Here is a 23991-nt window from a genome sequence, read left to right as displayed (position 1 = left end):
ACGTACGACCTGGTCATCGTGTCCAACCGACTGCCCGTCGACCGGGTGATCGACGAGAGCGGTAACGCCGACTGGCGGCCTTCGCCCGGCGGCCTGGTGGCGGCGCTCGAGCCGGTGATGCGGTCGCAGGACGGCATCTGGATCGGCTGGGCCGGCGTCGCGGGGGAGGAGATCGAGCCCTTCGAGGCCGGCGGCATCAACATCCTGCCCGTCCCGCTGTCCGATCAGGAGCTGCAGGAGTACTACGAGGGCTTCTCCAACGACACCCTGTGGCCGCTGTATCACGACGTCATCGCGCAGCCGAGCTACCACCGCGAGTGGTGGGAGACCTACGTGAAGGTCAACCGCCGGTTTGCCCAGGCCGCCGCCTCCGTCTCGGCGCCCGGCGCCGTCGTCTGGGTGCACGACTATCAGCTGCAGCTCGTCCCCGCGATGCTGCGCGAGCTGCGGCCGGACCTCGTGATCGGCTTCTTCAACCACATCCCGTTCCCGCCGTACGGCATCTACTCGCAGCTGCCCTGGCGCCGCCAGATCATCGACGGCCTGCTCGGAGCAGACGTGATCGGCTTCCAGCGCGTCGCCGACGCCGGCAACTTCTCGCGCGCCGTCCGACGCCTGAAGGGCTTCGAGACGCGCGGCCCCATCATCGAGGTGCCGATCGACACGGACGACCCGGAGGCCGGCTCGCACCGACACGTCACCACCGACCGCCGCGGCGGCCTGGTGCGCACGGTCCTCGCCCGCGCGTTCCCGATCTCCATCGACGCCGACCAGTACCAGGAGCTCGCGCGGAAGCCGGAGATCCAGGCCCGCGCCCGTGAGATCCGCGAGGAGCTCGGCAACCCCGAGAAGATCATGCTCGGCGTCGACCGCCTCGACTACACGAAGGGGATCGGTCACCGGCTCAAGGCCTTCGGCGAGCTGCTCGAAGAGGGCCGGCTGAACGCGGAGGACGTCACGCTCGTCCAGGTCGCCAGCCCCAGCCGGGAGCGCGTCGAGACCTACCGGCAGCTGCGTGACGAGATCGAGCTGACCGTCGGCCGCATCAACGGCGACTACTCCACCCTCGGCCACACCGCGATCGCGTACCTCCACCATGGCTACCCGCGCGAGGAGATGGTGGCGCTGTACCTCGCCGCCGACGTCATGCTCGTCACGGCGCTCCGAGACGGCATGAACCTCGTCGCGAAGGAGTACGTGGCGACCCGGGTGGACGAGGACGGCGTGCTCGTCCTGAGCGAGTTCGCCGGCGCCTCCGACGAGCTCCGGCAGGCGCTCCTCATCAACCCGCACGACATCGAGGGCCTCAAGGAGACCGTCCTGCAGGCGCTCGCGATGCCGCGGCGAGATCGCACGCGGCGGATGCGCGCCCTGCGCAAGAAGGTGCTGACGAACGACGTCGCCCGCTGGTCCGCGTCCTTCCTCGACGCGCTGACCCGCAGCGCGCACGGCGACCACCCGCTGCAGAACCCGCCGGTCAACCGGCGCTGAACCGGCCGGCGCTGAGCCGCATCCCTCGCCCCACTCCCTGCAGGAAAGACGCATGACCGACACCGCTTCGCACCGCCCGCCCGCCTCCGCCATCGCCCTCGCGTCGGCCCTGCAGGAGCTGGCGCGTGCCGACCGACTGCTGCTCGCCCTCGACTTCGACGGGACACTGGCCCCCTTCGTGGACGTGCCGCGAGGCGCCCGGGCGCTGCCCGAGTCGAAGGCCGCGCTCGACCGGCTCGAGCACCTGCCGGACACCTGGGTCGCGTACGTCTCCGGCCGCCCGCTGTCGAGCCTCGAGACCGTCACGGAGGCGGACGAGGACGCGCTGCTGATCGGCTCGCACGGCGTCGAGATCCGCTTCGGCCGCGACGGCGTCTCCCTCGACCTGAGCCCGGAGGAGCAGGAGACCCTGGGGCGGCTCGGCGAGACGCTGCAGGCGCTCGTGGACGACATCCCCGGCACCAAGCTCGAGATCAAGCCGGTCGGCTTCGGCGTGCACTACCGCCTCGTGGCCGCCGAGCGAGGACCGGAGGTCGTCGCCCGCGCCCGCGAGGCCGCTGCGGCGGTCAGCGACGGCCTCACCATCCGCGACGGCAAGGACATCATCGAGTTCTCCGTGCGCTGCGCGAACAAAGGCGACGGCGTCGAGCGCCTGCGCGAGTACACGCACGCGACCGCGGTGCTGTTCGCCGGCGACGACGTGACCGACGAAGACGGCTTCGCTGTGCTGCACCCCGAGCGCGGCGACGTGGGCATCAAGGTCGGGACGGGCGAGACGGCCGCGCAGTACCGGGTCGCGGACGAGCGCGCGATCGCCACCCTGCTGGGCCTGCTGGCGCAGGCGCGCGAGGCGCACACGAACTCGTCCACAGACTGACGCCTTCGCGAGCTCTCCCCAGGCACGGGACGCATGGTCGGAGCGGCATTCGAGACGTCCTAGAGTTGTTCCATGCCAGAAGTCGATTGGAAGCCGCGTTCGCGCGTCGTCACGGACGGGATCGAAGCCACCACCAGCCGCGGGATGCTCCGCGCCGTCGGCATGGGTGATGAAGACTGGGAGAAGCCGCAGATCGGCATCGCCAGCTCCTGGAACGAGATCACCCCCTGCAACCTCTCCCTCGACCGACTCGCGCAGGGCGCCAAGGAAGGCGTCCACGCGGGCGGCGGGTACCCGCTCCAGTTCGGCACCATCTCCGTCTCCGACGGCATCTCGATGGGCCACGAGGGCATGCACTTCTCGCTCGTGTCGCGCGAGGTCATCGCCGACTCGGTCGAGACCGTCATGATGGCCGAACGCCTCGACGGCACCGTCCTGCTCGCGGGATGCGACAAGTCGCTCCCCGGCATGCTGATGGCGGCCGCCCGCCTCGACCTCTCCGCGGTGTTCCTCTATGCGGGCTCGATCGCCCCCGGCTGGGTGAAGCTCTCCGACGGCACGGAGAAGGACGTCACGATCATCGACTCCTTCGAGGCGGTCGGCGCGTGCAAGGCCGGCAAGATGAGCGAAGAGGACCTCAAGCGCATCGAGTGCGCCATCGCCCCGGGCGAGGGCGCGTGCGGCGGCATGTACACCGCCAACACCATGGCCTCCGTCGCCGAGGCGCTCGGGATGAGCCTTCCGGGCTCGGCCGCGCCGCCCTCGGCCGACCGCCGCCGCGACTACTACGCGCACCGTTCGGGCGAGGCCGTCGTGAACCTTCTCAAGAAGGGCATCACCGCGCGGGACATCCTGACGAAGGAGGCGTTCGAGAACGCCATCGCCGTCGCCATGGCGTTCGGCGGCTCGACCAACGTCGTCCTCCACCTGCTCGCGATCGCGCACGAGGCCGAGGTCGACCTCACCATCGACGACTTCAACCGCATCGGCGACAAGGTGCCGCACATCGGCGACCTGAAGCCGTTCGGCAAGTACGTCATGAACGACGTCGACCGTCACGGCGGCGTCCCGGTCGTCATGAAGGCGCTGCTGGACGCGGGCCTCCTGCACGGCGACTGCCTCACCGTCACCGGCAAGACCGTCGCCGAGAACCTCGCCGAGATCAACCCGCCCGCACCGGACGGCGAGGTCATGCGCTCGCTCGACAACCCCATCCACCCCACCGGCGGCATCACCATCCTCAAGGGCTCGCTGGCCCCCGAGGGCGCCGTCGTCAAGACCGCCGGCTTCGACGCCGAGGTGTTCGAGGGCCCCGCACGGGTCTTCGAGCGCGAGCGTGCCGCCATGGACGCCCTCACCGAGGGCAGCATCAAGGCCGGCGATGTCGTGATCATCCGCTACGAGGGCCCGAAGGGCGGCCCGGGCATGCGCGAGATGCTCGCCATCACCGCCGCCATCAAGGGCGCAGGCCTCGGCAAGGATGTACTACTATTGACGGACGGACGATTCTCAGGCGGCACAACCGGCCTGTGCATCGGCCACATAGCACCCGAAGCGGTGGACGCAGGTCCCATCGCCTTCGTGCGCGATGGTGATCTGATACGGGTCGATATCGCGGCTCGCTCCCTCGACCTACTTGTCGACGAGTCTGAGCTGACCGCCCGCCGTGAGGGCTGGGCGCCTCTTCCCCCGCGCTATACCCGTGGCGTTCTCGCGAAGTTCTCCAAGCTCGTGCGCTCCGCAGCTGAAGGAGCCGTCACCGGGTAGGGGCCGTTCGCACCACCACCCACCACCGCAGTATGTAAGGACTGATGACAGGCATGTCCACGGATGCAACCCCCAGCAGTGTGTTGCCGTCCGCGACGCCGTCCAAGGCGTCGCCCGAGATCCTGACCGGCTCGCAGTCGGTCGTCCGCACCCTCGAGCTCCTCGGCGTCACCGACGTCTTCGGGCTCCCCGGGGGTGCCATCCTCCCCATCTACGACGCGATCATGGACTCCACCCGGATCCGTCACATCCTCGTCCGTCACGAGCAGGGCGGCGGCCACGCCGCCGAGGGCTACGCGGTGGCGTCCAACAAAGTCGGTGTCGCCATGGCGACCTCCGGCCCCGGAGCCACCAACCTCGTCACGGCGATCATGGACGCGCACATGGACTCCGTCCCCGTCGTGTTCATCACCGGCCAGGTCTTCTCCACGCTGATGGGCACGGACGCGTTCCAGGAGGCCGACATCGTGGGCATCACGATGCCGATCACCAAGCACTCCTTCCTGGTGAAGGACGTCGAGGACATCCCCGCGACGATCGCAGCGGCGTACCACATCGCCGGCACCGGTCGTCCTGGCCCCGTCCTCGTCGACATCACCAAGGACGCGCAGCAGAACACCGCCCCGTTCGTGTGGCCGCCGAAGGTCGACCTGCCGGGCTACCGGCCGATCACCAAGGCGCACGGCAAGCAGGTCCTGGCAGCGGCCCAGCTGCTCGCCGAGGCCAAGAAGCCGGTGCTCTATGTGGGCGGCGGAGTGATCCGCGCCCGCGCGTCGCAGGAGCTGTTCGAACTCGCCGAGGCGACGGGCGCCCCCGTCGTCACCACGCTGACCGCGCGCGGCGCCTTCCCGGACACGCACAAGCAGCACCTCGGCATGCCCGGCATGCACGGGACGGTGCCCGCCGTGCTCTCCCTCCAGGAGTCCGACCTCATCGTGTCGCTCGGCGCGCGGTTCGACGACCGCGTCACCGGCAACACCTCCCTGTTCGCGCCCAACGCGAAGATCGTGCACGTCGACGTCGACCCTGCCGAGATCTCCAAGATCCGTGTCGCCGACGTCCCCATCGTCGGCGATGCCAAGGACGTCATCGTCGATCTGACCGCCGCGTTCCAGGACGCGACCCGCTCCGCCAAGCCCGACCTCGTCGAGTGGTGGACCTACCTGAACGGACTCCGCGAGGAGTTCCCGCTCGGGTACTCGGCCACCAGCGACGGCCTGCTGGCCCCGCAGTACGTCATCCAGCGGATCGGTGAGCTCACCGGGCCCGAGGGCATCTACACGGCGGGCGTGGGCCAGCACCAGATGTGGGCTGCCCAGTTCATCAAGTACGAGCGCCCCAACTCGTGGCTGAACTCGGGCGGAGCCGGGACCATGGGCTACTCGGTCCCCGCTGCCATGGGTGCGAAGGTCGCCCAGCCGGACCGCGTGGTCTGGTCGATCGACGGCGACGGCTGCTTCCAGATGACCAATCAGGAGCTCGCCACCTGCACGATCAACAACATCCCCATCAAGGTGGCGATCATCAACAACTCGTCGCTCGGGATGGTGCGGCAGTGGCAGACCCTGTTCTACGACGGGCGCTACTCCAACACCGACCTGAACACGGGCCACGACACCGTCCGCGTCCCCGACTTCGTGAAGCTGGCCGAGGCGTACGGCGCCCTCGGCATCCGCGTCACCAAGGAGGAGGAGGTCGACGCCGCCATCAAGCTGGCGCTGGAGACCAACGATCGCCCCGTCGTGATCGACTTCGTGGTCAGCGCCGACGCCATGGTGTGGCCGATGGTCCCGCAGGGCGTCAGCAACAGCTACGTCCAGTACGCCCGCGACCACAGCCCGTCGTTCGGAGGGGAGTGACCATGAGCACGCACGTTCTGAGCCTCCTCGTGGAGGACAAGCCGGGTCTGCTGACCCGCGTGGCCGGGCTGTTCGCCCGTCGCGGCTTCAACATCCACTCGCTCGCGGTGGGCACGAGCGAGGTCGACGGCCTCTCGCGCATCACCGTCGTGGTGGACGTCGAGGACCTCCCGCTCGAGCAGGTGACCAAGCAGCTCAACAAGCTGATCAACGTCATCAAGATCGTGGAGCTCGACCCCGCGCAGTCGGTGCAGCGCGAGCACCTGCTCATCAAGGTGCGGGTGGACAACTCCACGCGTTCGCAGGTGCTCGAGGCCGTGAACCTCTTCCGCGCCCGCGTCGTCGACGTCGCGACGGATGCGCTGGTGATCGAGGTCACCGGCGACAGCGGCAAGACGCAGGCGCTGCTCAAGGTGCTCGAGCCGTACGGCATCAAGGAGATGGCCCAGTCGGGCCTCCTCGCGATCGGCCGCGGCGGCAAGTCCATCACCGAGCGCGTCTTCCGGAACTGAGCCCGCCGCACGGCGAGCCGACCATTTCACGCACGAACCAACAAGCAAGGAGAAGCAGCAGTGGCTGAGATCTACTACGACAACGACGCGGACCTCTCGATCATCCAGGGCAAGAAGGTCGCCGTCATCGGTTACGGCTCGCAGGGCCACGCGCACGCGCAGAACCTCCGCGACTCGGGCGTCGAGGTCGTCATCGGCCTGAAGGAGGGCTCGAAGTCGAAGCCGAAGGCCGAGGAGGCGGGCTTCCGCGTCCTCAGTGCCTCCGACGCCGCGGCCTGGGCCGACGTCATCGTCATCCTCGCGCCGGACCAGGTGCAGCGTCACCTGTACGCCGACGACATCAAGGACAACCTGCAGGAGGGCAACGCCCTCGTCTTCGGGCACGGCTTCAACATCCGCTTCGGCTACATCGAGGCGCCCGAGGGCGTCGACGTGATCATGGTCGCCCCGAAGGGCCCGGGCCACACGGTGCGCCGCGAGTACGAGGCCGGCCGTGGCGTCCCCGTCATCGTCGCCGTCGAGGAGGACGCGTCGGGCAACGCCTGGCCGCTCGTGCTCTCGTACGCGAAGGCGATCGGCGGCCTCCGCGCCGGCGGCATCAAGACCACGTTCACCGAGGAGACCGAGACGGACCTCTTCGGCGAGCAGGCCGTGCTCTGCGGCGGTGTCTCGCAGCTCGTCCAGTACGGCTTCGAGACCCTGACCGAGGCCGGCTACCAGCCGCAGGTCGCCTACTTCGAGGTGCTGCACGAGCTCAAGCTCATCGTCGACCTCATGTGGGAGGGCGGCATCGCCAAGCAGCGCTGGAGCGTCTCCGACACGGCCGAGTACGGCGACTACGTCTCCGGCCCGCGCGTCATCGACCCGCACGTGAAGGAGAACATGAAGGCGGTGCTCTCCGACATCCAGGACGGCACCTTCGCCAAGCGCTTCATCGCCGACCAGGACGCCGGCGCGCCGGAGTTCCTGGCCCTCCGCAAGAAGGGCGAGCAGCACCCCATCGAGGCCACCGGCCGCGAGCTGCGCAAGCTCTTCGCGTGGAACGCGTCGAACGACGACGACTACGTCGACGGCGAGGTCGCGCGCTGATCGCAGCACGCACCACGCAGTAGTCTCAGGGTGCCGCACGCGACGCGTGCGGCACCCTTCTGCGTCAGGAGCCACATGGGCATCGCCGTCGAGATCGCCGTGCAGGACGTCGTCGGCGTTCGCGTCGCGCTGGCGGGGGGAGCCGACCGGGTCGAGCTGTGCAGCGCGCTCGGGATGGGCGGGCTCACGCCCTCCGCGGCCCTGATCGCCGGCGCGGTCGCCGAGGCGCGCGACACAGGTCGTGACGGATTCGTCCACGTGCTGGTCCGCCCGCGCGGCGGCGGGTTCGTCTACGACGCCGACGAGGTGGCGCTGACCGTCGCCGATGTGCGGTTCGCCCGCGAGGCCGGCGCTGCGGGCGTGGTCGTCGGCGCGCTGAACGACAGCGGGGCCGTCGATGCGGAGGCCGTCGCGGCCATCGTCGACGCGGCCGGCCCGCTCAGCGTGACGTTCCATCGCGCGATCGACGTCGCGCCGGACCCGGTGCGTGCGGCGGAGCGGCTGGCGGAGCTCGGCGTCGCGCGCATCCTCACCTCCGGAGGCGCGGAGCGCAGCATCGACGGCGTCGGGATGCTGCGGCAGCTGACGGACCGCGTTGGCGGCCGGGTGCAGGTGATGGCGGGCGGGGGAGTGCGCGTCGACGACATCCCCGACATCGTGGCGACCGGGGTGGATGCGGTGCACCTGTCTGCGCGCGACGCGGTGCACGGGTCGCCCAGCGGCCCGGGCGGAGGCGCGGCGACCTACGACATCACGGATGCCCGGATCGTCCGTGCGGCGGTGGAGACGGCGATGCGTCGGCGCTGAGGCGCTCCGCTGAACATGCGGCTACAGCGCGCAGAACACGCAGAGCGCGATCAGCACGATCTGCAGGACGAGGCGCGGGACGAGGGGCGTCGCGAACGCGCCGAACCGCTCGGTCTTGCCTGCGGCGTAGGCGTTGGCCGGGAAGACCGCCACCAGGAAGACCGCCAGGCAGAGGGCGGCGGGGACGCGCGTGGCCGGGATCAGGAGCCCGATGCCGCCGAGGATCTCGCAGACGCCGGTGAACGCCACCAGGAGGCCCGGACGCACCACCCGCAGGGCCGGCGGGACCATCGCCGCCATGCCGCGAGCCGGCCCCGGAACGAAGTGCAGCGTCCCCATCGCGACGAACACCACCGCGAGCAGGATGCGGACGATGAGCTGTGCGATCTCGAGAAGTGTCACCATGCCATCCTCCCCTGCGGTTGTCCACAGGCGGGCGTAACGCGGCGAAAGGCGGGGGTGGCGTCCCGCTAGAGTTAAGCCGTTCCGCGCCCCACCGACCGTGGCGCAGTCCTCCCAAGCCAGCCCTCGCACTCTGTAAGGAACTGCCACGTGACAAAGCCGGTCGTCCTGATCGCCGAAGAACTCTCGCCCGCCACCGTCGACGCCCTGGGGCCCGACTTCGAGATCCGCTCGGTGGACGGGACCGACCGGCCGGCGCTCCTCTCGGCGGTCGCCGACGCCGACGCCATCCTGGTGCGCTCCGCGACCAAGGTCGATGCCGAGGTCATCGCGGCCGCACCGGTGCTGAAGGTCATCGCCCGCGCGGGCGTCGGGCTCGACAACGTCGACATCAAGACGGCGACCAATGCCGGCGTGATGGTCGTCAACGCGCCCACGTCGAACATCATCTCGGCCGCGGAGCTGACGGTCGGTCACATCCTGAGTCTCGCGCGCCACATCCCGGCCGCGCACAACGCGCTCGCGCAGGGGCAGTGGAAGCGCTCGAAGTACACCGGCGTCGAGCTGTACGAGAAGACGATCGGCATCATCGGCCTCGGCCGGATCGGCGCGCTCATCACCGCACGCCTGCAGTCGTTCGGCACCAACGTCATCGCGTACGACCCCTATGTCACGAGCGCGCGGGCGCAGCAGCTCGGCGTCCAGCTCGTCACCCTCGACGAGCTGCTCGCGCAGTCCGACTTCATCACCATCCACATGCCGAAGACACCAGAGACGACCGGCATGATCTCCGACGACCAGCTTGCTCTGATGAAGAAGACGGCCTTCATCGTCAACGTCGCCCGCGGCGGCCTGATCGACGAGGATGCGCTCTACCGCGCCCTGACCACCGGCACGATCGCCGGCGCCGGCCTCGACGTGTTCGTCTCGGAGCCGCCGCAGGACTCGCCGCTGCTCGCGCTCGAGAACGTCGTCGTGACACCGCACCTGGGCGCCTCCACCGACGAGGCACAGGAGAAGGCGGGCGTCTCGGTCGCGCGCTCCGTGCGGCTGGCGCTGTCGGGCGAGCTCGTGCCCGACGCGGTGAACGTCGCCGGCGGCGTCATCGACCCGTACGTGCGTCCCGGCATCCCGCTGGTCGAGAAGCTCGGCCAGGTGTTCTCCGGGCTCGCCAGCAGCCCGGTGACGAGCGTCGACGTCGAGGTGCGCGGCGAACTGGCCGACTACGACGTCAGCGTGCTGAAGCTCGCTGCGCTCAAGGGCATCTTCACCAACATCGTCAGCGAGACGGTGTCGTACGTGAACGCACCGCTGCTCGCCGACCAGCGCGGCATCGAGGTGCGCCTCATCACCGACTCGGTGAGCGAGGAGTACCGCAACCTGATCACCCTGCGCGGCGCGCTCAGCGACGGCTCGCAGATCTCCGTGTCGGGCACCCTGACCGGGCCCAAGCAGATCGAGAAGATCGTCGGCATCAACGGCTACGACGTCGAGGTTCCGGTCGCCGAGCACCTCGTGGTCATGGTCTACGACGACCGCCCGGGCATCGTCGCGGTCTACGGCCGCGAGTTCGGCGAGGCCGCGATCAACATCGCGGGCATGCAGGTCGCGCGGACGTCGGCCGGCGGCAAGGCGCTCAGCGTCCTCACCGTCGACTCACGCGTGCCGGACGGCCTGCTCGAGAAGGTGCGGCTCGCGATCGACGCCGACCTGATGCAGGAGATCGACATCACCGAGTCCTGATCGGTGTCGCGGGTCTCCGGCCGCTACAGTCGGAGGCCGCCTCGCGCCAGCCGGGCTGAGCTCCGCGTGCGCTCAGACGTCGCCGGCGAACCGGCGGATCAGGGCGACCAGGTCGTCGATGTCCGTCTCGTCGCGCAGCACGTTGTTCGCCGCAGGGAGCAGCGCCGTGTTGTAGTACATCCCGTCGCCGATCAGCATGATGGTGCGCGCGACCAGCGGATCGCCGACGGCCTCCTGCAGCACCTCCAGCCAGCGCCGCTGTGCGCGGGCGAGCGCATCCCGGGCCTGAGGGTCGGCTGCCTGCGCGAGCCGGGCGATCGCCACAATCGCGCGCTCGAAGCGCGAGTCCGTCGGGATCGACGTCCGGAGGAAGTAGTCAACGGGGCCGTCCGGCGCTGCGCGCATCGCGGCGACATCCTCGTCGATGAGCGCGGCGAAGCGGTCGAGCACGCCCGCCGCCAGGGCCTCCTTGGAGGCGAAGTGGTAGAGCAGCCCGCCCTTGGAGACCCCGGCGCGGGCAGCGACGGCGTCGAGGGTCGCGGCACGCTCGCTCTGCTCGGCGAGCAGCTCCTCGAAGGCGTCGAGCACGCGGTCGCGGGCGGAGACCCGAGCGCCCGACGGCGTGATCGCAGCAGCTGCGGCGGCCGTGGCCGCAGCGGGTGCGGCGGACTCGCGCGGAGCGGGGGAGGAGGGCGCTGCGGCAGGCGGCATGACCCCATGGTAGCCGCATCGCCTTGATGCTGTACCGTCCAGACGGTACAGTAGTCCGCATGACCACGACACCGACCCTCCCGGCCCCGGCGATCACGCGTGCGGGCGTGCGCGGCTGGGCGGCGCTCGGCGTCCTCATGCTGCCGACGCTGCTCGTCTCCGTCGACAACACCGTGCTCAGCTTCGCCCTGCCCGCGATCTCCGAGGCGCTGCGCCCGTCGGCGACCGGGATGCTGTGGATCGTCGACATCTACCCGCTGGTCCTCGCCGGCCTGCTCGTGGCGATGGGCAGCCTCGGCGACCGCATCGGCCGCCGACGGCTGCTGCTCATCGGCGCCACCGGCTTCGCCGCCGTGTCGGCCGTCGCCGCCTTCGCCCCGACCGCCGAGCTGCTCATCGCAGCCCGGGCCGCGCTCGGCGTCTTCGGCGCCATGCTGATGCCGTCCACCCTGTCGCTGCTGCGGAGCGTCTTCCTCGACCGCGAGCAGCGCCGCCTCGCGATCGCGATCTGGGCGTCCGGCTTCGCGGCCGGCTCCGCGCTCGGCCCGATCGTCGGAGGGGTGCTCCTCGAGCACTTCTGGTGGGGCTCGGTGTTCCTGCTGGCGGTGCCCGTCCTCATCCCGCTGCTCGTGCTCGCACCCCTGCTGGTGCGCGAGTCGCGCGACCCGGCGCCCGGTCCGGTGGATGTGCCCGGCATCGTCCTCTCGCTCCTGACCATGGCGCCCATCGTCTACGGCATCAAGGCGCTGGCGGTCGACGGCTTCTCGCCGGTCGCGGTGCTGGCGATCGCGCTCGGCGCCGGCTGCGGCTTCCTGTTCGTGCGGCGGCAGTTGCGGCGCCCTGTTCCGATGCTCGACATGCGGCTGTTCACGCGACCCGCCTTCAGCGGAGCCGTCGTGGTCAACCTGCTGAGCGTGGTGTCGCTCGTCGGCTTCCTGTTCTTCGTCTCGCAGCACCTGCAGCTCGTGATCGGGCTGACGCCGCTGCAGTCGGGGCTCGTGCTGGTGCCGGGCCTCCTCACGATGATCGTCGCCGGCCTCGTCGTCGTCCCGATCGCCCGCCGCGTCCGGCCGGGTGTCGTGATCGCGGGCGGGCTGACGCTCTCCGCCGCGGGCTACCTGCTGGTCGCGCTGACCGGCGGGGGAGCGCCGTGGAGCATCCTGCTGGCCGCCTTCGTCCTCCTGGGCGCGGGGATCGGCGGGGCTGAGACGGTCTCGAACGAGCTCGTCATCTCGACCGCTCCCGCAGCCAAGGCCGGCGCCGCGTCGGCGGTGTCGGAGACGGCGTACGAGCTGGGCGCCGTGCTCGGCACGGCGACGCTCGGCACACTGATCACGGCCTCGTACCGGGCGACGCTCGTCGTCCCGGAGGGGCTGACCGCCGCGCAGGCCGACGCCGCGGGGGAGACCCTGGGCGGCGCGGTCACCGTCGCGGCCGGCCTGCCGGGCCCGCTCGGCGAGCAGCTGCTGGCCTCGGCGCGCGCCGCGTTCGACAGCGGCGTCGGGGTCACCGCGGTGATCGGCATCGTCCTGGTGGCGAGCGCCGCGCTCGTCGCCCTCATCACCCTGCGTCACGTGCGCTCCTGAGCGCGGGTGGATGTCGTGGCGCGGCGATAGGGTGGCACTACCGGTTCCGCCCATCGACCAGCGCAGGAGTGTCATGTCCCGTACCGTCAAGCTCGCCGTCATCCCCGGGGACGGAATCGGTCCGGAGGTCATCGCCGAGGCCGTCACGGTGCTCGACGCGGTGACGGAGGGGAGCGGGCTCTCATTCGAGAAGACGCACTTCTCGCTCGGGGCGGACCGCTACCTGGCGACGGGCGACGTCCTGACGGATGCCGACCTGGAGTCCATCCAGGCGCACGACGCCATCCTGCTCGGAGCGGTCGGCGGTGTCCCGGGCGATCCCCGCCTGGCGGGCGCGAACATCGAGCGGGGGCTCCTGCTGAAGCTGCGGTTCTCCCTCGACCACTACGTGAACCTCCGCCCGACGACGCTCTTCCCGGGCATCGCCAGCCCGCTCGCGAACCCCGGCGATGTCGACTTCGTCGTCGTGCGCGAGGGTACAGAGGGTCCGTACGTCGGCAACGGAGGCGCGATCCGGCAGGGCACGCCCCACGAGATCGCCAACGAGGTCTCGGTGAACACCGCCTACGGCGTCGAGCGCGTCGTGCGCTACGCGTTCGAGCAGGCCGCGCAGCGGAGGCGGAAGCTGACGCTCGTGCACAAGACCAATGTGCTCACCTTCGCGGGCTCGCTGTGGAAGCGGATCGTGGATGCGGTGGCCGCCGAGCATCCCGACGTCACGGTCGACTACCTCCACGTCGACGCCGCGACGATCTTCCTCGTCACGGATCCTGCTAGATTCGATGTGATCGTCACGGACAACCTCTTCGGCGACATCCTCACCGACCTCGCGGCCGCGATCAGCGGCGGTATCGGGCTGGCGGCCTCGGGCAACATCAACCCGGCCGGGGCCTTTCCGAGCATGTTCGAGCCGGTTCACGGATCGGCCCCCGACATCGCCGGCCAGCAGAAGGCCGACCCCACCGCCGCCATCCTCTCCACGGCGCTCCTGCTCCGCCACCTCGGCGAGAAGGAGCTCGCCGAACGCGTGGAACAGGCGGTGACCGCCGACCTCGCCGCCCGCACGGGCGCTGCGCGAACGACCTCCGAGATCGGCGCAGCGATCGCCGCGCGAGTGGCGCAGAATTGATTCACCGTCGCATAAAGGACCTGTCATGACTTCGACCAGCATCTCCCTCACCAGCGGACCCACCGAGACCTCGGGCCTGCTCTGGAACGTCACCCGCAACGACGCCGCCCGAGACGCGGCGACCCGGGCCGAGATCCTCGCGGACCCCGGCTTCGGCAACCACTTCACCGACCACATGGCCGACATCTGCTGGTCGGCCAAGGGCGGCTGGCACCGTCCGCGTGTCTCGCCCTACGGCCCCATCCAGCTGGAGCCGTCGGCCGCGGTGTTCCACTACGCGCAGGAGATCTTCGAGGGCCTGAAGGCGTACCGCCACGAGGACGGCTCGATCTGGGGTTTCCGTCCCGAGGCGAACGCCGCCCGCATGCAGCGCTCGGCCTACCGCCTCGCGCTCCCCGAGCTGCCGGTGGAGCACTTCCTCGACTCGATCAAGCAGCTGATCGCCGTCGACGGCGACTGGGTGCCGGACGCGCCGGAGACGAGCCTGTACCTCCGGCCGTTCATGTTCGCCAAGGAGGCGTTCCTCGGTGTGCGCCCGGCCAACAAGGTCGCGTACTACCTGATCGCGAGCCCGGCGGGCGCGTACTTCCCGAGCGGCGTCGCCCCGGTGTCCATCTTGCTGTCCGACCGCTGGTCGCGCGCCGGCAAGGGCGGGACGGGTGCGGCCAAGACCGGCGGCAACTACGCCTCGAGCCTGCTCCCGCAGTCGGAGGCGTACGAGCACGGTTGCGCCCAGGTGCTCTTCCTCGACTCGGTCGAGGGCAAGTACCTCGAAGAGCTCGGCGGGATGAACGTGGTGCTCGTGCGCAAGGACGGCACGCTGGTCACGCCCGAGTCCGACAGCATCCTCGAGGGCATCACCCTCGACTCGGTGCTGCAGCTGGCCCGCGACCGCGGCCACGCCGTCGAGCGCCGCAAGGTGACGCTCGACGAGTGGCGCGACGGCGTGGAGTCGGGCGACATCGTCGAGGTGTTCGCGTGCGGCACGGCCGCGGTGATCACCCCGATCGGCGAGCTCAAGTCGGACACGTTCACCGTAGGCGACATCACCGCGCCTCCCGGAGAGCTGACCATGTCGCTGCGCCAGGAGCTGACGGACATCCAGTACGGCCGCGAGCGCGACCGCCACAACTGGATGTACCGCCTCGACGCGTAGTTCTGACTTGTGCGGACGGAGGAGTTCGCGGTCCGTCCGTCGGTGTTTCGCGTGAAAGGGAGGAGTCTGCGGCCGGTTCGGCCGCAGACTCCTCCCTTTCACATACCGCCGGAACGCGATGCCCTCGGGCCGAACCCTGGCTAGCATCGAGGCATGGGTAACGGGACCGTGTTCGCCGTTGTCGGACCGGGCGCGGTCGGCGGCCTCCTCGCGTGGTTGTTGCACCGGGCCGGACACGACGTGGTCGCGGTGGGCCGCCCGGCCACCGTCGAGGCGATCCGGCGCGACGGCATCGAAGTGCGGAGCGAGCTGTTCGGCGACGGCGTCGAGCGTGTCCCGGCCGCGACGGAGGTGCCCGCCGGCGCGAGCGTCCTGCTCGCGACGAAGGCCTACGGACTGGATGACGTGCTTCCCGGCGTCGTGGCGGCGCGACCCGCCGAGGTGATCTCCTTCCTCAACGGCGTCGAGCACATGGAGCCGCTGCGTTCTGCGCTTCCGGGTGTGCCGGTCGCGGGCGCATCCATCGCGGTGTCGGCGCTGCGCGCATCCACCACCGTCATCGACCACCGGAGCCCGTTCGTCCGCATCGAGGCGCCGCAGGCGGCGGCCGGCTTCGCCTCGGTTCTCGCGCTCACCGACGCCGGCCCGAGCGTCCGCATCGGCGGGAGCGAGGCGGAGGTGCTCTGGGCGAAGTTCCGCCTGCTGGCCTCCCTCGCGCTCCTCACCTCGTATTGGCGGCAGCCGGCCGGGCCGGCCCTCAGCGAGGACCCCGAGCTGACCGAAGGGGTCGTCCGTGAGGTGGTCGCCTGCTCGGCCGCCGAGGGGGTCCCCGCGTCCGAGCTCGACCTGGTCCGAGCCCTCCACAGCGTCCCCGGCGGGATGCGCACCTCCCTCCAGGAGGACCTCGCCGCCGACGCCCCGAGCGAGCTCGACGCCATCGGCGGAGCGCTCCTGCGCATCGGCGAGCGGCACGGCATCGCGACTCCCTCCCTTGCGCGCATCCTGTCGGCGCTAGGCTCGAACGCGTGAAGATCGCACGTTTCAGCCACACCCGCGAAGGCTCGTCGACGCCCGCCATCGACTACGGCATCGTCGACGAGGACGCCCTGGTCGTGCTCGCCGGCGACCCGATGTTCGTGGGATTCGAGACCACAGGGGAGCGCGTCCCGCTGGGCAAGGTCGGCTCGCTGCTCGCTCCGGTCATCCCGCGGTCGAAGGTCGTCGCGGTCGGCAAGAACTACCGCGAGCACGCCGCCGAGATGGGTGGAGAGGCGCCGGGAGAGCCGCTGCTGTTCCTGAAGCCGAACACGGCCGTGATCGGCCTCGGCGACGCGATCGTGGTGCCGCCGCAGTCCGAGCGCGTCGACTACGAGGGCGAGCTGGCCGTGGTGATCGGCAAGATCGCCCGCAACGTCCGGGCGGAGGACGCCGCCGGCCACATCTTCGGCTACACCGTCGCGAACGACGTCACCGCCCGCGACCTGCAGGAGAAGGACGGCCAGTGGACGCGCGCGAAGGGCTTCGACACCTTCTGCCCGCTCGGCCCGGTGATCGAGACCGAGCTCGCGCCCGACGCCGTGCTGCGGACCCGCCTCAACGGCGAGCTCAAGCAGGAGGCGCCGATCTCGGACATGGTCCACGACATCCCGTCGATCATCGCGTACGCGTCGAGCGTGTTCACGCTGCTGCCGGGCGACGTCATCCTCACGGGGACGCCGTCCGGGATCGGCCCGATGAAGCCCGGCGACACCGTCGAGGTGGAGGTCGAGGGAGTCGGGTCGCTGGTGAATCCGGTGCGCGCCCCGAAGTAGCCTCCCCGGTAGGATCGAAGACGTATGTCTGACTCGATCGCTCACCCGTTCTCCGAGGCCACCGGCGCCGATGTGCGCGTGCGCTTCTGCCCGTCGCCGACCGGTACTCCGCACGTCGGCCTGATCCGCACCGCCCTGTTCAACTGGGCGTATGCGCGCCACACGGGCGGGAAGATGGTGTTCCGAATCGAGGACACCGACGCCGCCCGCGACAGCGAGGAGAGCTACCAGCAGATCCTGGATGCGCTGCGCTGGCTGCGCCTCGACTGGGACGAGGGCATCGACGTCGGAGGCCCTGACGGCCCTTACCGGCAGTCGCAGCGGTACGGCATCTACCGCGACCTCATCCAGAAGCTGCGCGATTCCGGCCACATCTACGAGAGCTTCGCGACGGCGGAGGAGATCGAGGCGCGCAACGTGTCGCTCGGCCGTGACCCGAAGCTCGGCTACGACAACTTCGAGCGCGATCTCACCGACGAGCAGAAGGCCGCCTACCGCGCCGAGGGCCGGGAGCCCGCCCTGCGGCTGCGCGTGCCGGACGACGACCTCAGCTTCGACGACCTCGTGCGCGGCGAGATCACGTTCAAGGCCGGCTCGTTCAGCGACTTCGTCGTGGTGCGCCCGAACGGCCACCCGCTGTACACGTTCGTGAACCCGGTGGACGACGCACTCATGGGCATCACGCACGTGCTCCGCGGCGAGGACCTGCTGTCGTCGACCCCGCGCCAGATCGCGCTGTACCACGCGCTGATCGACGCGGGGGTGACCACGTTCGTCCCGCGCTTCGGCCACCTCCCGTACGTGATGGGGGAGGGCAACAAGAAGCTCTCCAAGCGCGACCCCGAGTCGAACCTGTTCCACCACCGCGACCGTGGCTTCATCCACGAGGGCCTGGTCAACTACCTGGCGCTGCTCGGCTGGTCGCTGACGCACGACCGCGACGTCTTCTCGCTGGAGGAGATGGTGGCGGCGTTCGACGTGAAGGACGTCAACCCGAACCCGGCCCGCTTCGACCTGAAGAAGGCGGAGTCGATCAACGGCGACCACATCCGGCTCTTGGATGTGGCCGACTTCGCCGAGCGCACCATCCCGTACCTCGCCGCGGCCGGTGTGGTGGAGGAGCCGCTGACGCCTGCTCAGCACGAGGTGCTCGCGAAGGCGGCGCCGCTGGTTCAGGAGCGCGTGCAGCTGCTGGGCGAGACGCCCGGGATGCTCGGCTTCCTCTTCACCGACGCCGCCTCGCTCGTGGTCGAGCCCGACGCGCGCGCCTCGCTGCCGGACAACGCGGGAGAGGTGCTGGCCGCCTCTCTCGGCGCGCTGGAGCTGGTGCCCGAGGCGGAGTGGAACCACGAGGCCATCGAGTCCGCACTGCGCGACGCCCTGGTCGAGGGGATGGCGCTGAAGCCGCGCGTCGCGTTCGGCCCGCTGCGGGTGGCGCTCTCGGGCCGCCGCGTGTCGCCGCCACTGTTCGAGTCGATGGAGATCCTGGGCAAGGCGGAGACCATCGCCCGGCTCGACCGGCTGTCGGCGGACCTGGGCTAGCGCGATGACCGGTGTGACCGCGCCGCCGGCTCTCGAGCCGTCCTACGAGGTCGTCGTCATCGGCGGGGGACCCGCTGGCCTGTCCGCGGCACTCAACCTGGCCCGCGCCCGGCGCCGTGTGCTCGTGGTGGACGGCAACCGCCCGCGCCATGCTGCGACACTGCTCGCCCACGGGTTCCTCACCCGCGACGGGGTCAGCCCGCTGGAGCTGCGCCGCATGGGCCGGGAGGAAGTGGACGCGTACGACAACGCGACCGTCGTCTTCGCCCAGGTCGGCGCGGTCTCGGTGGAGGGCGACGGCTTCCGGGTCACGGCCCGCGGGGTGCGCGGCGGCTCTGACGTCGACGTACGCGCCGACACGGTGCTCATCGCGACCGGTGTGACGGAGACGATGCCGGCCATCCCGAGCATCCGCGCGTTCTACGGCACCCAGCTGCACAGCTGCATCGAGTGCGACGGTTTCGAGTCGGCCGGTCAGCCGCTCGCCCTGATCGGCGAGACCGACGACCTGGCCGAGCGGGCTCTGCTGCTCACCCAGTGGACGGACGACCTGATCGTCTTCACCAACGGCGTCGCTCCCATCGGCGAGGACGAGGAGCGCACGCTCGCCCGCCTCGGTGTGCGGGTCGAACGCCGCCCGATCGACGACGTGGTCGGCGAGAAGGGCGTCATGACCGGCGTCCGTCTCGCGGACGGCACCCTCGTCGAGCGGGCCGGCGGGTTCCTGCGCCCGGTATGGTCGCCCTCCCTGTCATTCGTGGATGCGCTCGACCTCGATCGCGACGCCGACGGCTACCTGCTGACCGACGCGGACGGCCGCACGTCGCTTCCCGGCGTGTACGCGGCGGGGGAGACGTCGGCACCCGGACCGCAGCAGCTGATCGTCGCCGCAGGCTCCGGTGCAGTGGTCGCCGCGGCCGTCAACCGCGACCTCATCGGGCTCTCGCTGGAGGACGCCGCCGTTTTGTAGTCCGGCCTGCCGGTAGGCTAGAGTTGTTTCTCGTGCCCGGACTACGGTTCAGGCCGGTGGGGTATGGTGTAATTGGCAACACGGCTGATTCTGGTTCAGTTGTTCTTGGTTCGAGTCCAGGTACCCCAGCAAGAAGCGCCCCGGTTCTCCGGGGCTTTTTTGTTGCCCTCGTGAGGGGTCAGGCGGCCCGTCCAGCCGCAGCGAGGATGAGGTCGGAGACCTCCGCCGGGTGCGAGACGAGCGAGACGTGGCTGGCGGCGAGTTCGATGGTGGTGGCGCCCATCCGTTTCGCCATGAAGCGCTCGAGGTCGGGGTTGATCGTCCGGTCCTCCGTCGAGACCGCGTACCAGCTGGGCTTGTGGCGCCAGGCGGCGTGCGTGGTCCTGCCGGAGAAAAGCGTGTCGGAGATCGGTCCCTGCACCGCACACAGCACCCGCGCCTCCTCCGGCGGGAGGTCGCCGGCGAAGTCGCGCAGGAACGCCTCCTCGCTGAGGCGGCCCCACCCCTCCGACCACACCACCCCGGCGGACGCGGGCGGCAGAGGGTAGGTCTTGGCGAGCGCGCCATAGTCTTCGCCGGCGTCGGGGGCGCGAGCCGCCACGTAGACGAGCGCTGAGACGGCCGGGTCGACCCCGGCCTCTGTGACGATCATCCCGGCGAACGAGTGCCCGACGAGCACGGTCGGACCGGGGTTCAGGGCGATGGCGCGCCGGGTGATCTCGACGCCGTCCTGGAGTGTGGTGAGGGGATGTTGCACCGCCGTCACCCCGAGACCGGCGGCCTGCAGGCGGGGGATCACCTTCGACCAGGACGATCCGTCGGCATAGGCGCCGTGGACGAGGACGACGTTGGTGGCAGCTTCAGGCATTCCGACCTCTTTCAGCCGAGCGGGTGGAGCGTGGCAGCACGGTAGCAGGGAGGATCGCTGCGACAACAGAAGCAGATCGTGGCGGATCTGGCGGGACGCTGGCGGAACCTGCTACTTTGGCGGCCACCCGAACGAGCACCGCTCCGGCACCATCGCCCCAGGGGAGATCGACCCATGACCGACGAACCGTCTCCGATCGGCCCGATGTGACCGGTACGCCGGAACTCGTCCAGTCGACGCATCCCGGACGGGTGCGCCGCATCCATCTGGCCCTGGTCCTGCTGTCCTTCTCGGCGGGCGCGGCCGACGCCTTCGCCTTCCTCGCCCTCGGCGGGATCTTCACGGCGAACATGACCGGCAACCTGATCCTGAGCGGTATGTTCACCCGGCCCCAGTTCGCGCTGACCCTTCTGACGGCCGGGGTGGCCATCGTCTCGTTCGTCGGCGTGCTCTACACCGCCTTCCGGCTCACGCGCGCCCCGACGACCGTCTCGGCGACGGCACGACGGGCGTTCGGTCGCCTGGTGCTGCCGTCTGCGGCCGTGCAGACCGTCGTCGTCGTGATCTGGATGGTGCTGCCGGGTGCAGAAAGCACGGTGGAGCGTTGCGTGGTGATCGCTCTCTCCGCGGCTGCGCTGGCACTGCAGACCGTGGCGGCGAAGAAGCTCTCCGATGTGGATGGCGTGACCACCACCTACGTCACGGGAACGCTGACCACCACGATGCAGGATCTTGCGCTGCGCACCGCCCACGGCCAGGGCGTCCGGGTGCTCTCGGTGCTCGCTCTGCCGGTCGGCGCGGTGTGCGCGACGGCGGCCCTGGCGCTCGCGCCGATCCTCGGACCGGTCGTCGCGTGGGTGGCGGCTCTCCTTGCGACGGGCCTCCTCATCCCCGGCCCCGGTTCGGACTTCGGCGAGTGACGATGGCTGACTGGGGTGTGTTCGCCACCATCGTCGGCGGCGCGGCGGCGGCGCTCCTCGGCCTGCTCTTCGTGGCCGTGTCCATCCGGATCCAGGTCATCGCCGGGTCCATGGAACTGCGTCTCCGGGCGGCTCAGACGCTGAGCCTCTTCACCGCGATGCTGCTGGTGGCGGTGCTCCTCGCCGTGCCCGGTCAGCCTGCGAGGGTTCTCGGCATCGAGGTGATCGTCCTCGCGGTGCTGACGGCTGTCACGCTGCTCGTGCTGGACCGGCGGGCGACTGCGCCGTCGCCGACCCCGCTCGGGCGCGCGATTCAACGGATCAACCCGAACGTGGTGACCTCCGTGACTCTGCTCGCGGCAGGCATCCTCATGGTCGTCGTCGGGGAGGCCGGCGTGTATGTGCTCGTCCCGGCGGTGTTCGTGGCCTTCGTCGGTGGGGTGCTCAGCGCCTGGGTGTTCCTCATCCACGTCGACGCGTGAGTCGGCCGGGCCGGGTTCCGCGCGCAACATGTACGGACTCTCAGGAGCCGTATCGTTGTTCCGCCTGCCGGGCAGGAGTTGGATTGACGCGCGCCGATCAGCGCGATTTCGCATCGATGAAAGGACATCCGTGCGCACGTCAACGAGAACCCTCCGGGCCGCAGCCGTCACCGCCGGCGCGGCCCTTCTGTTCGTCGCGGCAGCCGCGACACCGGCTGCTGCGGCATCCGGTCGCAGTGCCCTGCCGGGCAGTCAGCCGGCCTGGGCGAATGCGAAGGCGCTCCGCTCCGCCGCTCCCGCGACCGACACCGTCGACCTCCGGGTGTACCTCCCGTGGCAGAACGCCTCTGCCGCAGCGCAGACCGCGCTTGCCGTATCGACCCCCGGCTCATCCAGCTACCGCAAGTTCCTGACGCCGCAGGCGTTCCGGCAGCAGTTCGCTCCGAGCCAGTCGAGCGTGGTGGCGGTGCAGCAGTTCCTGCGCAGCGCGGGCTTCACCATCGTGGACACGCCCAGCAACAACCGCTACGTATCGGCCGAGGGCACCGTCGCCCAGGCGCAGAACGCGTTCGGCGTCACCCTCGGCGAGTACAGCGCGTACGGGACGACCCTGCGGGCTCCCGAGTCGGCCGTCACCGTCCCCGCGTCGCTCGCCGGCATCGTGGAGAGCGTCGCCGGCCTCGACCAGGGCGCGTCGCTCATCCAACCGACGAGCACCGACGGCTACGGGAACGGCAACAGCCCGAAGCAGAACCACGGCGCTCCCTCGGTCGGCTTCCGCGCCGGGCAGCCCTGCTCGCTCTGGTACGGCGAGAAGACGGTGGCCATGCCGAACGCCCCGGCGTACGGGACCAGCACGAAGCCCATCGCGCCGTGCGGCTACACCCCGGCCCAGGTGCGCGGGCTCTACGGCCTCGACCAGGTCGCCGCGAACGGCTCCGGGCAGACGGTCGCGTTCGTCGGCGCCAACGCGAGCCCCACGCTCGTGCAGGATGTGACGAAGTACAGCAGCCTCCACAACCTTCCCGCTCCGAAGATCACCCAGCTGGTCGCGCCCGGTGTGTACAAGCACCCGGACACCCCGCAGCAGGTGCCGGGGGACTACTACGGCGAGGAGACGCTCGACGCCGAGGCCATCCACACGACGGCCCCGGGCGCCGACCTGCTGTACGTCGCCTCCGCGAACGCGCGGCAGGACTTCGACGCGTCGGTGAACCACATCGTCGACAAGCACCTGGCGAGCATCCTCTCGATCAGCTACGGGTTCGCCGGTGAGGCGGTGCCGCAGGGCTTCGTAAACAGCCTCAACAACACCTTCATCGAGGCTGCGGCGACCGGGGTTGGCGTGTTCGTCTCCAGCGGCGACAGCGGTGACGAGGTCGGTTCGTTCGGTACGCCGACGGTGGACTTCTACGCCGACAGCCCGTGGGTGACCGCGGTCGGCGGCAGCTCCGCCTCCGTCGTGCCGACGGCCGCTCCGTCGGGGCTGAGCTACTCGGCCATCGACGACCCGGCGTCCCCGCTGAACAACACCGGCTGGAAGCGGTCGTTCGAGGTCGGGTGGGAGACCGGGCTCGACGCGGTGAATCCGACAGCGACGGACCACATGTCCGGCGCTCCGTACGAGTTGGACGGTACCCTCGCGTCACCGCTGCCCGGCACGTTCAACGGCGGCGGAGGCGGAGGCGTGAGCCGTCTGTTCGCGCAGCCGGCCTATCAGGCGGCGGCCGTCGGAGCGGCGTCGGGACGCCTGGTGCCGGACATCAGCGCCCTCGCCGACCCCAACACCGGGCTGCTCGTCGGTCAGACGCAGACGTTCAGCAACGGCACCTACTACGACGAGTACCGGATCGGCGGAACGTCGGTCGCCGCCCCGCTCACCGCGGGTATCGCGGCGGTCGCGAACCAGGTGGCCGGTGCGCCGCTCGGGTTCCTGAACCCGCGGATCTACGCGGCATACGCGGCCGGTGGCTCGGCGTTCTACGACGTCGACCAGGCGGACATGTTCGGCACCACCGTGCAGTCCCCGCTGCCGTCGGTGCTTCGCGTGAACTACGTCGACAGCGAGAGCGCTGCGGGAGGTCTGAGCTACAGCCTGCGCACGCAGGAGGAGCCGAACCAGACCCTCCACAGCACCAAGGGCTACGACACGGCCACCGGAGTCGGGACGCCCAACGGCGCCGCGTTCTTCGCAGGCATCACGAAGTAGTCCGCTCAGCCGAGGTGCACGTTGTTGCGGTCTCGCACGGCGTGTCGACCGCAACAACGT

The 23991-nt window shown here is 70.2% G+C and carries 20 protein-coding genes, 1 tRNA gene and 1 pseudogene; 19 read left to right on the top strand and 3 right to left on the bottom strand.

Going from position 1 to position 23991, the window contains the following annotated elements; translation table 11 throughout:
* Window positions 1-18 precede the first annotated feature (18 nt).
* The 7 genes and pseudogenes from otsA (at window position 19) to BLR91_RS10425 (ending at window position 8402) form a co-directional block, all read left to right on the top strand.
* Window positions 19-1491, top strand: coding sequence for an alpha,alpha-trehalose-phosphate synthase (UDP-forming) (gene otsA / locus BLR91_RS10455; RefSeq protein ID WP_089875392.1), 1473 nt, complete (start codon window positions 19-21; stop codon window positions 1489-1491).
* A gap of 52 nt (window positions 1492-1543) precedes the next feature.
* Entirely contained in the window at window positions 1544-2368 is an 825-nt protein-coding gene (otsB, locus tag BLR91_RS10450; RefSeq protein ID WP_089875393.1) for a trehalose-phosphatase, read from the top strand.
* A 72-nt stretch (window positions 2369-2440) separates the two neighbouring features.
* Window positions 2441-4135 (top strand): dihydroxy-acid dehydratase, encoded by a 1695-nt coding sequence (gene ilvD / locus BLR91_RS10445; RefSeq protein ID WP_018190576.1) that lies wholly within the window; start codon window positions 2441-2443, stop codon window positions 4133-4135.
* A gap of 44 nt (window positions 4136-4179) precedes the next feature.
* Entirely contained in the window at window positions 4180-5994 is a 1815-nt protein-coding gene (locus tag BLR91_RS10440) for an acetolactate synthase large subunit (protein ID WP_442911254.1), read from the top strand.
* Window positions 5995-5996: 2 nt separating this feature from the next.
* Window positions 5997-6506 carry an acetolactate synthase small subunit gene (ilvN, locus tag BLR91_RS10435; RefSeq protein WP_026307135.1) on the top strand — a complete coding sequence of 170 codons (510 nt, stop codon included), beginning with the start codon at window positions 5997-5999 and terminating at the stop codon, window positions 6504-6506.
* A 45-nt stretch (window positions 6507-6551) separates the two neighbouring features.
* A pseudogene (ilvC, locus tag BLR91_RS10430) lies at window positions 6552-7595 on the top strand (ketol-acid reductoisomerase); the annotation flags it as partial.
* A gap of 75 nt (window positions 7596-7670) precedes the next feature.
* Window positions 7671-8402: a copper homeostasis protein CutC gene (locus tag BLR91_RS10425; RefSeq protein ID WP_089875395.1), complete on the top strand. Its 732-nt coding sequence runs from the start codon at window positions 7671-7673 to the stop codon at window positions 8400-8402.
* A 21-nt stretch (window positions 8403-8423) separates the two neighbouring features.
* Here the strand turns inward: BLR91_RS10425 and BLR91_RS10420 are convergent, their stop codons facing one another.
* Window positions 8424-8807: a DoxX family protein gene (locus BLR91_RS10420; protein WP_089875396.1), complete on the bottom strand. Its 384-nt coding sequence runs from the start codon at window positions 8805-8807 to the stop codon at window positions 8424-8426.
* A gap of 147 nt (window positions 8808-8954) precedes the next feature.
* Between BLR91_RS10420 and serA the strand changes: the two genes are divergently transcribed.
* Entirely contained in the window at window positions 8955-10547 is a 1593-nt protein-coding gene (gene serA / locus BLR91_RS10415; RefSeq protein ID WP_018190582.1) for a phosphoglycerate dehydrogenase, read from the top strand.
* A gap of 72 nt (window positions 10548-10619) precedes the next feature.
* Here the strand turns inward: serA and BLR91_RS10410 are convergent, their stop codons facing one another.
* The gene (locus BLR91_RS10410; RefSeq protein WP_157694642.1) at window positions 10620-11258 is read right to left on the bottom strand and encodes a TetR/AcrR family transcriptional regulator; all 639 of its coding nucleotides are present in this window, start codon (window positions 11256-11258) and stop codon (window positions 10620-10622) included.
* 59 nt (window positions 11259-11317) lie between these two features.
* On the opposite strand from BLR91_RS10410, the gene BLR91_RS10405 reads away from it, so the two are divergent.
* The 8 genes from BLR91_RS10405 (at window position 11318) to BLR91_RS10370 (ending at window position 19581) form a co-directional block, all read left to right on the top strand.
* Window positions 11318-12844 (top strand): MFS transporter, encoded by a 1527-nt coding sequence (locus BLR91_RS10405; RefSeq protein WP_089875397.1) that lies wholly within the window; start codon window positions 11318-11320, stop codon window positions 12842-12844.
* A 73-nt stretch (window positions 12845-12917) separates the two neighbouring features.
* Window positions 12918-13973 (top strand): 3-isopropylmalate dehydrogenase, encoded by a 1056-nt coding sequence (locus tag BLR91_RS10400; RefSeq protein ID WP_089875398.1) that lies wholly within the window; start codon window positions 12918-12920, stop codon window positions 13971-13973.
* Between the two features lie 25 nt (window positions 13974-13998).
* On the top strand, window positions 13999-15129 hold the full coding sequence (locus BLR91_RS10395) for a branched-chain amino acid aminotransferase (protein ID WP_089875399.1): 1131 nt from the start codon (window positions 13999-14001) through the stop codon (window positions 15127-15129).
* A 153-nt stretch (window positions 15130-15282) separates the two neighbouring features.
* On the top strand, window positions 15283-16158 hold the full coding sequence (locus BLR91_RS10390) for a ketopantoate reductase family protein (protein WP_089875400.1): 876 nt from the start codon (window positions 15283-15285) through the stop codon (window positions 16156-16158).
* Window positions 16155-16940, top strand: a complete 786-nt coding sequence (locus BLR91_RS10385; protein ID WP_018190588.1) for a fumarylacetoacetate hydrolase family protein — start codon at window positions 16155-16157, stop codon at window positions 16938-16940. Before BLR91_RS10390 ends, BLR91_RS10385 begins: the two co-directional genes overlap by 4 nt.
* A 24-nt stretch (window positions 16941-16964) precedes the next feature.
* A complete protein-coding gene (gene gltX, locus BLR91_RS10380) occupies window positions 16965-18482 on the top strand; it encodes a glutamate--tRNA ligase (RefSeq protein WP_089875401.1) in 1518 nt (505 codons plus the stop codon).
* Between the two features lie 4 nt (window positions 18483-18486).
* Entirely contained in the window at window positions 18487-19452 is a 966-nt protein-coding gene (locus tag BLR91_RS10375) for an NAD(P)/FAD-dependent oxidoreductase (RefSeq protein ID WP_089875402.1), read from the top strand.
* Between the two features lie 57 nt (window positions 19453-19509).
* Window positions 19510-19581: transfer RNA gene (locus BLR91_RS10370), tRNA-Gln, on the top strand.
* Window positions 19582-19630: 49 nt separating this feature from the next.
* Here the strand turns inward: BLR91_RS10370 and BLR91_RS10365 are convergent.
* Window positions 19631-20320 (bottom strand): alpha/beta fold hydrolase, encoded by a 690-nt coding sequence (locus BLR91_RS10365; RefSeq protein ID WP_089875403.1) that lies wholly within the window; start codon window positions 20318-20320, stop codon window positions 19631-19633.
* A 206-nt stretch (window positions 20321-20526) separates the two neighbouring features.
* On the opposite strand from BLR91_RS10365, the gene BLR91_RS10360 reads away from it, so the two are divergent.
* The 3 genes from BLR91_RS10360 to BLR91_RS10350 all read left to right on the top strand — a co-directional run bounded on the left by BLR91_RS10360 (window position 20527) and on the right by BLR91_RS10350 (window position 23931).
* The gene (locus BLR91_RS10360) at window positions 20527-21240 is read left to right on the top strand and encodes a DUF1275 family protein (RefSeq protein ID WP_089875404.1); all 714 of its coding nucleotides are present in this window, start codon (window positions 20527-20529) and stop codon (window positions 21238-21240) included.
* A 2-nt stretch (window positions 21241-21242) separates the two neighbouring features.
* Window positions 21243-21722, top strand: a complete 480-nt coding sequence (locus tag BLR91_RS10355) for a hypothetical protein (RefSeq protein ID WP_231918882.1) — start codon at window positions 21243-21245, stop codon at window positions 21720-21722.
* Window positions 21723-21852: 130 nt separating this feature from the next.
* Complete coding sequence (locus tag BLR91_RS10350) at window positions 21853-23931, top strand: S53 family peptidase (protein ID WP_197674293.1); 2079 nt, start codon at window positions 21853-21855, stop codon at window positions 23929-23931.
* Window positions 23932-23991 lie beyond the last annotated feature (60 nt).

The sequence above is a fragment of the Leifsonia sp. 466MF genome, from assembly GCF_900100265.1.
Lineage (GTDB): Bacteria > Actinomycetota > Actinomycetes > Actinomycetales > Microbacteriaceae > Leifsonia.
Note: the sequence above shows the minus strand (reverse complement) of the source record. Positions and strands in the feature narration are given on the sequence as shown.

Coding starts and splice junctions, on each gene's coding strand:
- gltX (WP_089875401.1), top strand. CDS start 16,965: ATGTCTGACTCGATCGCTCACCCGTTCTCCGAGGCCACCGGCGCCGAT.
- BLR91_RS10425 (WP_089875395.1), top strand. CDS start 7,671: ATGGGCATCGCCGTCGAGATCGCCGTGCAGGACGTCGTCGGCGTTCGC.
- BLR91_RS10440 (WP_442911254.1), top strand. CDS start 4,180: ATGACAGGCATGTCCACGGATGCAACCCCCAGCAGTGTGTTGCCGTCC.
- otsB (WP_089875393.1), top strand. CDS start 1,544: ATGACCGACACCGCTTCGCACCGCCCGCCCGCCTCCGCCATCGCCCTC.
- BLR91_RS10420 (WP_089875396.1), bottom strand. CDS start 8,807: ATGGTGACACTTCTCGAGATCGCACAGCTCATCGTCCGCATCCTGCTC.
- BLR91_RS10405 (WP_089875397.1), top strand. CDS start 11,318: ATGACCACGACACCGACCCTCCCGGCCCCGGCGATCACGCGTGCGGGC.
- BLR91_RS10390 (WP_089875400.1), top strand. CDS start 15,283: ATGGGTAACGGGACCGTGTTCGCCGTTGTCGGACCGGGCGCGGTCGGC.
- BLR91_RS10355 (WP_231918882.1), top strand. CDS start 21,243: ATGGCTGACTGGGGTGTGTTCGCCACCATCGTCGGCGGCGCGGCGGCG.
- BLR91_RS10375 (WP_089875402.1), top strand. CDS start 18,487: ATGACCGGTGTGACCGCGCCGCCGGCTCTCGAGCCGTCCTACGAGGTC.
- BLR91_RS10410 (WP_157694642.1), bottom strand. CDS start 11,258: ATGCCGCCTGCCGCAGCGCCCTCCTCCCCCGCTCCGCGCGAGTCCGCC.
- ilvN (WP_026307135.1), top strand. CDS start 5,997: ATGAGCACGCACGTTCTGAGCCTCCTCGTGGAGGACAAGCCGGGTCTG.
- BLR91_RS10395 (WP_089875399.1), top strand. CDS start 13,999: ATGACTTCGACCAGCATCTCCCTCACCAGCGGACCCACCGAGACCTCG.
- BLR91_RS10365 (WP_089875403.1), bottom strand. CDS start 20,320: ATGCCTGAAGCTGCCACCAACGTCGTCCTCGTCCACGGCGCCTATGCC.
- ilvD (WP_018190576.1), top strand. CDS start 2,441: ATGCCAGAAGTCGATTGGAAGCCGCGTTCGCGCGTCGTCACGGACGGG.
- BLR91_RS10400 (WP_089875398.1), top strand. CDS start 12,918: ATGTCCCGTACCGTCAAGCTCGCCGTCATCCCCGGGGACGGAATCGGT.